This is a genomic window from Polaromonas sp. AET17H-212 (assembly GCF_002379085.1).
Taxonomy (GTDB): domain Bacteria; phylum Pseudomonadota; class Gammaproteobacteria; order Burkholderiales; family Burkholderiaceae_C; genus Polaromonas.
In genome coordinates this window covers 40,321-48,138 of the sequence record NZ_NBZW01000031.1, presented here as the reverse complement: position 1 = coordinate 48,138, position 7,818 = coordinate 40,321, and the positions used below count along the sequence as shown (strand labels likewise).

The following is a 7,818-nucleotide window of genomic DNA, read 5'->3' as shown; positions in this document are numbered from 1 at the left end:
GGCGCATTGTTCCCGGCCATGGATATGAACCTGCCCGAGGGGTACTTGTTCATGCAGATCCGCGAGTTCTTCCCAAAGCAGACGATCACCCCTATGCACCTGCTTGCCCTCATGGGCAACAACGGTATCGGTCGGCTGGGCTACCGACTACCTGATGAGAATGCGCCCACGCATTCCGCGGTGGTCAACAAGGCAGACTTGCTGGCCAGCGGAAACGGCCCGGCTCTCTTCCAGGATCTGATGCGGGCGTACCCGGCGAGGTTGATCGCCTCTTCGATGCTATCGCGTTGTTTGGCTCTTCCGACGAGGTGTTCGTAGCTGTCAATAGGGTCGGACGGACGCACGTAAGCCCGCATGACTTCTTCAACCGCTCGCTTTTCTATTCCTTTGATCGCCATGCCAGTGCTCCGGTAGTCCAGCGTTTCATTATGACAAACCGCTTCCTTGCATTACTCGGCCAACTCGAACAGCTCAGGCTGAATAAACTGGGATGGCATCAGCCTTGGATAAGGCTTGGCATTCTTGTTTCATTATTGCTTAAGTATTATTTTGACCCATATCCCGGCACGCCCCCAAGGTGGATTCGCTCAGCGCCACGCTGCCGCCGGCGGTGGCCGTGAAGCAGGGTGAATAGGCCTACCATGCTCGTTGCGATGAGGTCGAAGGCGAATTGAGAAGGCCGCAATGGCCGAAAGGTATGAGGCTGGCACGGAGGCCAGCGGAACTGGTATGCACCAATTACGGGGTGAATCCTTCACCTGACGGGTGGTGCCCGCAAACGGTGGCGGCCTATTTCTCCTGGCGTCCGGGCAAAAAAAAACCGCCTGCACAAGGCAAGCGGATTTTTCATGTTTAGTCCACGATCCCGGACAGAACGTCTTTTGCGGTCGGGAGGGTCGAGGCCATGGTTTCAGCCCAGGCTTCGAAATCTTTAGTCGTCGTTCCTTTTTTTCTGGCCTTTGCCCAATCCTTTTTGGAGAACGAGCTTTTCGCCTGGTCACGACTCATGAACACAGATTGCATGGTTGCGGTCACGCGAACCAGTTCCGTTTCCAGCCCCTGCTCAATCGAGGCGAGCATGGCGCTGTTCACCAGCACCTCGTCGCCCTGGTAGTCGAGGCAGTAGCGCGCGCCGGGGAGGTTGAGGCGGGAAATCGGAGGCCTGCCCGCCATGAATTCCTCGATCGCGAAGGTCGTCAAAGGATCTGCTCCTCCGTCCAGGTCGGCTCCAGAGAAGGCTTCCACGAACGGGTCGATGCCGCGAGGCACGTCGAGCATGTAGATGCCGTCACGATCGCCATTTACGGTACGGTGGATGCGAGCGGCTTCAAGCCGCGCATCCTCCGAGTCGTAGGGCCCAATGATGTAAGGCGAGACGTCGCCGGCCATGATCAGCAGCCGGCGCGCGCTGCCATTGTCATGGTCAAACGCATTGCCCTGGATGTAGTTGCCGGTGCGGACTGCTTCCAGCACTGCGGGGCTCGGTTCGGCGTTTTCGCCGATAACCTTGCCGTCGATGATCATGCCTTTCGTGGCAGCGATCAGTTGCTCGAGTTCATTCTTGATGAAGGATTCGATTTCAATTTCGGAGTCCGAGGCCAGCAAAAGCTGGACGGTGATGATTTTTGTCATGTTTTATCCTTGGTTTTTCGCCCGCCCAATCGCCGTGTGGCGTGTAGGGGTGAGTCTGGTTCGGGTAGGTCGGCCCTGCGGGTCGAGGAGCTGCTGCGAAAGCAGCCCGCGGTCGTCTAGCGGGCGGGAAACGATGTTGCGCCCGTCTTGTGGCGTGAGATGAAATCGGCAGCGACGGCATTTTGGATTTCTGTGTAGAGAACCGGCTGGATCGTGTCAATCGCGGCGTAGATCTCCTTCCAGACTTGCGCTCGACTGCGCTTGATCACCCAGTAGGTAACGCGCCACTGAAATGTGTCGTGGTCCCATTTGAGGCGGTTTGGGGCGTCGTGGCCGTACTCGACTGTGGGTAGTGCCAGGAGGGCTTTGTCGATCAGCTCTACACGCCGTTTGAGCAGGATGAGCAGCTCTCGCGGCCGTGCAACGTGAAGTCGCGAGTCCACGAACTGCGTAAAAGTGCTGGCCATGCTCAGCGGGCCATCCAGGGAGAATGCTTGTGATTCATGTCGCTTTGAGTTGGTAAACGATGAACGACACCCGTCCCTCGACGGGAACGTATTGCCCGATCAAGGTGAATTTGGGAATGCAGAAACGAAAAAGGGTTGAGCCGCCTAAGCGACTCAACCCGATTTCTTGTTTACTCTCAGTGAATTGTGCGCACGCGATGGAACAGAGCAGGAACCTGCTTGCGATCGCCATACAAAAACACTTCAAGTTTCTCACGCACCCAGCCAGAAACGGAGGGTGAATTGAGAGCTTGCACCAGCACCGCACGGTGACCGGCATCCATGACGGCATCGAGCAGTGCTTGCACTGCAACGGGACCACCGCTTTTTGCAGCACTGTTGAGAGTGCTACCGGCTTCTTCGCTCATCGACTGCAAAACGTAACCGATGTGGTCGCAAAAACCTGCGTACTTTGATTCATAGACTTGGCTCAACATGTTCATCTCCATTAAAGGGAAAAACGGGAGAACCAAGCAATGTCCCCAAAGGGAACGCATGGTTCCCGTAAGGGGTGGATAAATGCTGACAGTTGTCAGCGGATTCGGAAAATCCGAAAGCGATCTAATTTAAGCAGAGGGGGTTGGCACTGTCAACCGAGAGCGACCAGTTTGGCCCAGATCAGGTGCGCTTCTGCCTGAATTTTCCGGGATTCCGGGGTGTGGCTGTGTCGGTCCCGTTGCTTATGAGTCCGTGCCCGGCGATCAACGCAAACGGCGAATGAGTCCAATGGCAGCGACCACCGCCGCGGCGAAGCACGTGCCGGCAGTAAGGCCGTCAGTTTTGCCATAGCCGACCTGCATCGCAAGCAGGAGAAAGGCCACCGTGAGGACTATGGAAAGGCCAACCTTGCTCCTGAGCGCGAAGGAGGCCACCAGAAGAATAATCACGACGATCAGCACGGGTGAACCTTCTTTCGGCTACGTCTGGTCCGAAGTTTTCAGAGCTGAGCGTCAGAGCCGTTCATTTGGCCCGTCAGGCGAGCGCCTGGGTGAATGTCGAGGTGCTTGTCGTAGCGCACGCTTCCGTGGACGATCGAGGTGGCCGCCAGCTCGACGGCCTGCCGTGCGTGCAAGTCGTCTTTGACGGTGCCTTCCACGTAGATGAAGTCGGCAACCAGCATGTCGGTGACGACTACAGCGCCTACGCTGATATGGACCGTGCCGCCGACTTTCATGTCGATCTTGCCGGTGTAGTTGCCGTCGATGCGGATGCAGAGGTCAGACGTGGCCTCAAGGGAGCCGTTCATCGTTGCCGCCGCTGGCAGGACGTTGACGGCGCCCGCGACCTTCCCTGGCGGGACCAGGCGCATGCGGACGGCGTTTTGTTCTTGTGGGGGATTCATCATTTGGAGCATTCCTTTGTGGTGGGTAGGGATCAGGCGGCCGCTTTTGCCTTCTTCGTGGACGCCTCAACGTCGGCGCCCTCCTCGATTGCCAGGCGGGTGTAGCGGACCTCTCCCGTGCAGGTCGCTTTTGCGCCGAAACTCGCGAGGCCTCCGTTGGCTTCAATGACCCCGTCGGCCTTCCCTTCGATGCGGATGTTTGTCGCGTGTGACTCGCCGCTCAGCACGCCAGCTACTTCGACGGTGATGCTGAAGCCTTCGGCGGCGGTCACCTTGCCTTCAAACTCTCCCTGAATGCGCATGTTGCAAGGAAGGTCTGCAGTCCCTTTGAACTTCATGCCAGTTGGGATCACGCACTCATGGGCCAGACGAGCAGCTGCAGGCGCGAGGGAGTCGTCGGTGCCGAACTGGCGCGCGGGTTGGGGCACACGGAGGAAGGACGTGTCGGCACGAGCTGCTGCCGCTGCGGCGAGCACGCGTAGTGGGCCGGCTCCATCGGCGGCCATTTCAGGCTGGGCCTGCTCAGGTTGGACTGCTGCGTCTAGTGGCGAAGTTTGGGCGTGCGTTTCATCATTCATGGGACTCTCCTATTGGGGGGTATGGCTCTGTTGACCCGAGCCGTAGGCATAGAAAACGTCGAGGTGGACCCGTATCCGGCCGAGGATTGCATTCGCCTTCGCCTGGTCCCCGTCATCCAACGGCGGAAGGGGCGGGACGCACCGGTCGATCTGCTTTCCTGCCGGCGTCCAGGCCCAGCGCGGCACGCCCTGCCCGGCCAGCGCATCTGCCAGGGCCGAGCGGGCTCCCACATATTCCGGCGCCGCGCCCTTTGGCAAGATCTCCAGGGCGGCGCGCGGCACGGGCCGGCCATAGGGATCAAGGACGTGACGCAGGATCCAGTCAGGAGCTGTGCGCAGGCTGGCCTGTTCGGCGAAGAGGTTCCGGCTGAACTGGTAATGACCGTGGATCAGCGCATCGATCAGAAGTATTTCGTCCGTGTTGTTGGCAGGGATGAACACCGAGGGGTGAGTCGGCATGATCCACGCCGCGCGGGCCCACAAGCCCCCGCGCGAAGTCGTCTCAACGTGGAGGAACGCGATGGTTTCTGGCTGCCGAACATCGACCCATCCTGCAGGGCGCGGCGCGGCCAGCTCGCTTGCCTGTAGGACGCGCCGAAGCGGCGTGCGGCAGTTGCGATTGAGGAAGTCAAAAACAGCAGCATTGATCCCAATAGGCTTGTGCAAATGGCGCACATGCAGGGCTTTGGATCCACCTTCAAGGTCAGTGATCCGGCGCAGCGGCGCGATCAGCAGCCTACTCTTGACCTGGCCACCGCTAGGGACCGCCAAAGCGGCCACAAATCGCTCCAACTCGCGGTTGAGCTCGTCCCTTGCGTTTTCCCGGTACGGCCGGGGAATGAACATGTGCCGGCTCAGGGGCTCACCCTGGACGGTGATCCGGTCAGACGCCTGGGCCAGTTCATAGCGAGCACGACCCCAGTCACGATTCCACTTCGGGTGCCAACGATTCAGACTGGCTTCCGCCCACAACAAATTCAAAAGCGTACGGAGGTTCAACTCCTCCGGCTGGTCGGCCCGCTCGCCCGGTTGCTCGACCCTGGGCAGCTGGTTACCAGAGGCACCCGGATAGTTTGTTCGGAAAAAGCTGAAGCTCAGTTCAACCCCTTTCGTCCCGTCGGCGATCTGCAGCCCTCCACGGGTCTCGACAGGGGCAATCGCCTGGCCAATGTCTCTGAAAAAGATGCAGTTGGAATCATGGAGGTGACCTTCCTCCGGCCAGACGGCGAGGTGGTACTTCCCTTCGCGCAGCCTGACCTGCAACTTCAGTGGGCTGCGGCGGCACTTGCACAGTGCGTGGCCATAGCGCTTGCGTGCGTCATCCAGCGCGTGCTGGAAAGCGAGGATTTGGGAGGGGTTGCCGAGTCTGGCGTGGTCAAAGAACTCACCGGCAATGAGGATGCCAATGAATCTGCCTTGCGCGGACTTGTCGGTGAGGTGTGAAAGTGTGGCAGTGGCCACGGCAAAACTCCGGTGAAGTTACAGGCCCATTGTGTGGCCGGGTTCTCGCATTCAGCGCCCTTCTACACGCCATTTCTGCCCTGTTGAGCATCTTTCGCCTCTGTCCAAGGCACCTGTCACTTGCCGGCCGCACGTTTTGCGCATCGCGCGCGCAGTGAACTAGCCTCGGGGCGATTCTTCGCCATTGGCGCGCATGATCACCTGAAACGGGGGCATGCCGCTGAGAAGCCGTCTCCCGTAGCCCGTGTCCACCAGGCGCTTGTCATAGCAGATGACCGTGCCGGTGTCTTCCTCGGTGCGAATGAGTCGGCCGACCCACTGGTTGAGCTTGACCCCCGTCGCCGGTACGGACAATTCGTTGAACGAATCGCGCCCCTGGGTGGTCAGCCATTCGGCGCGGGCTTGCCCGATGGCATCAGTGGGTGGCTGGAACGGGAGCTTTGCGAGCATGAGGGTCTCGCAATAGGCGCCAGCGAGGTCGACTCCCTGCCCAAAGGATTGCAGGCCCAAGATGATGGAGGGCTCGCCGGCGTCCACTCGTCGCTTGTGCTCCCTGATCAGCGCCGAGCGGGACATGCTTCCCTGAACCAGCACCCTGGCTGCCAGCGATTCCGGCATGCTCTCGTGGGTTTGTTGCATGTGCTTCTTTGAAGTGAAGAGCGCCAGTGCGCCGGATTTCACATGTGCCGCGTCCACCAGGAATTCGCCGATGACCTCGCGGTTGTATTCCGCAATGTCGCGTGCTGAACTTTTGGTCCGGACCACAACAAGGCGCCCCTGGCGTTTGAAGTCAAACGGGCTTTCCACAGAAAGAGTGGTCACGTCCGGATCATCCCTGAGGCCGATTTCATTGAGGAGGAAATCAAAGGAGCCGCAGCTGGTCAATGTCGCGGATGTAATGACGGCTGACCGAACCTGGCTCCAGAAGACCTTGGCGAGGTGCTTGCCGGGGTTGAGGGGGCTTGCATGGGCCTTGACAGTGACATAACCCGTTTCGTCACTGAATGAGAGCCATTTTGCGTTGGGTTCTTCCGCATGCTCGAGCAGAAGAGTTGCGGCCTGCAGGGCGCCATCCAGGCGCGGAGCGAACGCCCCCAAGGCTGAATACATCGTTGTCAGGCGTGCAGCGTCACCGGGGGACTCCTTCAACAGGGTGTTGAGGGTATCGGCCAACCCGGTCATGTGTTTCGCAAGGGCGTTGGCGGTCGCCTGGACATTGAGCAGCGGTTGCTCAAGGTAGTCAGGAATGACTCCATGCTCGAAGCGGACCGTATCCTGACCTGCGGGCCGGTCGACAGGGAAGAGTCCCATGCCGATCGCCTGCAGCTCGTTGAGCGCCCGCTTTACGCTGCGTGTGAGCTCTATTGCTTCCGCCGTGCTGTCATAGCGAATCGCGGTTCCAACTTTCTGGACGCGTTGCGCGAGCTGGTCGAGCCAGCGGAGGTTGGTGAGGTCCATTTCTGCGGTGAATTGACCGCTGGCTACCTCGGCCAGGGCATGGCCTTCATCAACTATGAGGAGCGTGTCGCTCAAGTCCGGCAGCACTTTGGTACCCAAGGAGGCCAGCAGCAGCGCATGGTTCGAGACGATCACATCCACATCGGCAAGGCGCTTGCGCGCCTCGTAGTACGTGCAGCCCGAGAACATGGGGCAGCGCCGGCCGGTGCAGGTATGACGATCGGCGGCAACTGTTTCCCATTTCAGGCCGGCCCCTGCGATTCCGACCGTATCCTTTTCACCGTCCCACTTGCCGCTGGCCAGGTCCCTAGCAAGTTCGCGATGCAGGACGATCGCGCTCTCGCTAGTGGCCGTGGTGGGGCCGGGGTCCTTGGATGCGTCTTGCCCCGCCTCGTCGTCGAACAGTCCGTGCAGGTCGCCGCCCTTCCCGCTTGTTGAGCGCTCAAGTTTGACCTTGCAAACGTAGTTGCTTCGTCCCTTGGCGAGCATGAAGGTGAACGGCTTGTCCATCAGCGCGGAAAAGCGCGGCAGGTCCTTCTCGACCAGCTGCTGCTGCAGGGTTATCGTTGCCGTCGAGATAATCACCCGCGTTTTCCGCTGGATAGCCGCTGCAATGGCCGGGACGCTGGCTGCAAGGCTCTTGCCGACCCCTGTGCCCGCCTGGATGACCGCGATTGAGCGTGTCGGGGCTTCTGACTCGCCGAGCGTGCCCGACGAGAAGGTATTTGCGACCTGTCGCGCCATGTCGCGCTGCCCCGGCCGCGACTTGAACCCAGGATCGCCCCCGAGGACTGTCTCGTAGGCCTCAAAGGCAATTTTTGCGGTCGGGTTCATCTTGTCA

Annotated in this window: 8 protein-coding genes and 1 pseudogene; 1 reads left to right on the top strand and 8 read right to left on the bottom strand. The window is 59.9% G+C overall.

Features of this window, described 5'->3' with window-relative positions; translation table 11 throughout:
- Positions 1–318, top strand: a pseudogene (locus B7G53_RS19110) (type II toxin-antitoxin system HipA family toxin); the annotation flags it as partial.
- 534 nt (positions 319–852) lie between these two features.
- Here the strand turns inward: B7G53_RS19110 and B7G53_RS19105 are convergent.
- From B7G53_RS19105 to dinG, 8 genes are all read right to left on the bottom strand, one after another.
- Entirely contained in the window at positions 853–1,632 is a 780-nt protein-coding gene (locus tag B7G53_RS19105; RefSeq protein ID WP_096670659.1) for a hypothetical protein, read from the bottom strand.
- Between the two features lie 116 nt (positions 1,633–1,748).
- Entirely contained in the window at positions 1,749–2,099 is a 351-nt protein-coding gene (locus B7G53_RS19100) for a hypothetical protein (RefSeq protein WP_096670657.1), read from the bottom strand.
- Positions 2,100–2,275: 176 nt separating this feature from the next.
- Positions 2,276–2,575, bottom strand: coding sequence for a hypothetical protein (locus B7G53_RS19095; RefSeq protein WP_096670655.1), 300 nt, complete (start codon positions 2,573–2,575; stop codon positions 2,276–2,278).
- Positions 2,576–2,839: 264 nt separating this feature from the next.
- Positions 2,840–3,037 carry a hypothetical protein gene (locus B7G53_RS19090; RefSeq protein WP_096670653.1) on the bottom strand — a complete coding sequence of 66 codons (198 nt, stop codon included), beginning with the start codon at positions 3,035–3,037 and terminating at the stop codon, positions 2,840–2,842.
- 38 nt (positions 3,038–3,075) lie between these two features.
- Complete coding sequence (locus tag B7G53_RS19085; protein WP_176491417.1) at positions 3,076–3,483, bottom strand: bactofilin family protein; 408 nt, start codon at positions 3,481–3,483, stop codon at positions 3,076–3,078.
- A 29-nt stretch (positions 3,484–3,512) separates the two neighbouring features.
- Positions 3,513–4,058, bottom strand: coding sequence for a bactofilin family protein (locus B7G53_RS19080; protein WP_096670649.1), 546 nt, complete (start codon positions 4,056–4,058; stop codon positions 3,513–3,515).
- Positions 4,059–4,067: 9 nt separating this feature from the next.
- The gene (locus tag B7G53_RS19075) at positions 4,068–5,519 is read right to left on the bottom strand and encodes a DUF1173 family protein (protein ID WP_096670647.1); all 1,452 of its coding nucleotides are present in this window, start codon (positions 5,517–5,519) and stop codon (positions 4,068–4,070) included.
- Between the two features lie 159 nt (positions 5,520–5,678).
- A complete protein-coding gene (gene dinG / locus B7G53_RS19070; RefSeq protein ID WP_176491416.1) occupies positions 5,679–7,811 on the bottom strand; it encodes an ATP-dependent DNA helicase DinG in 2,133 nt (710 codons plus the stop codon).
- Between the last annotated feature and the right edge of the window lie 7 nt (positions 7,812–7,818).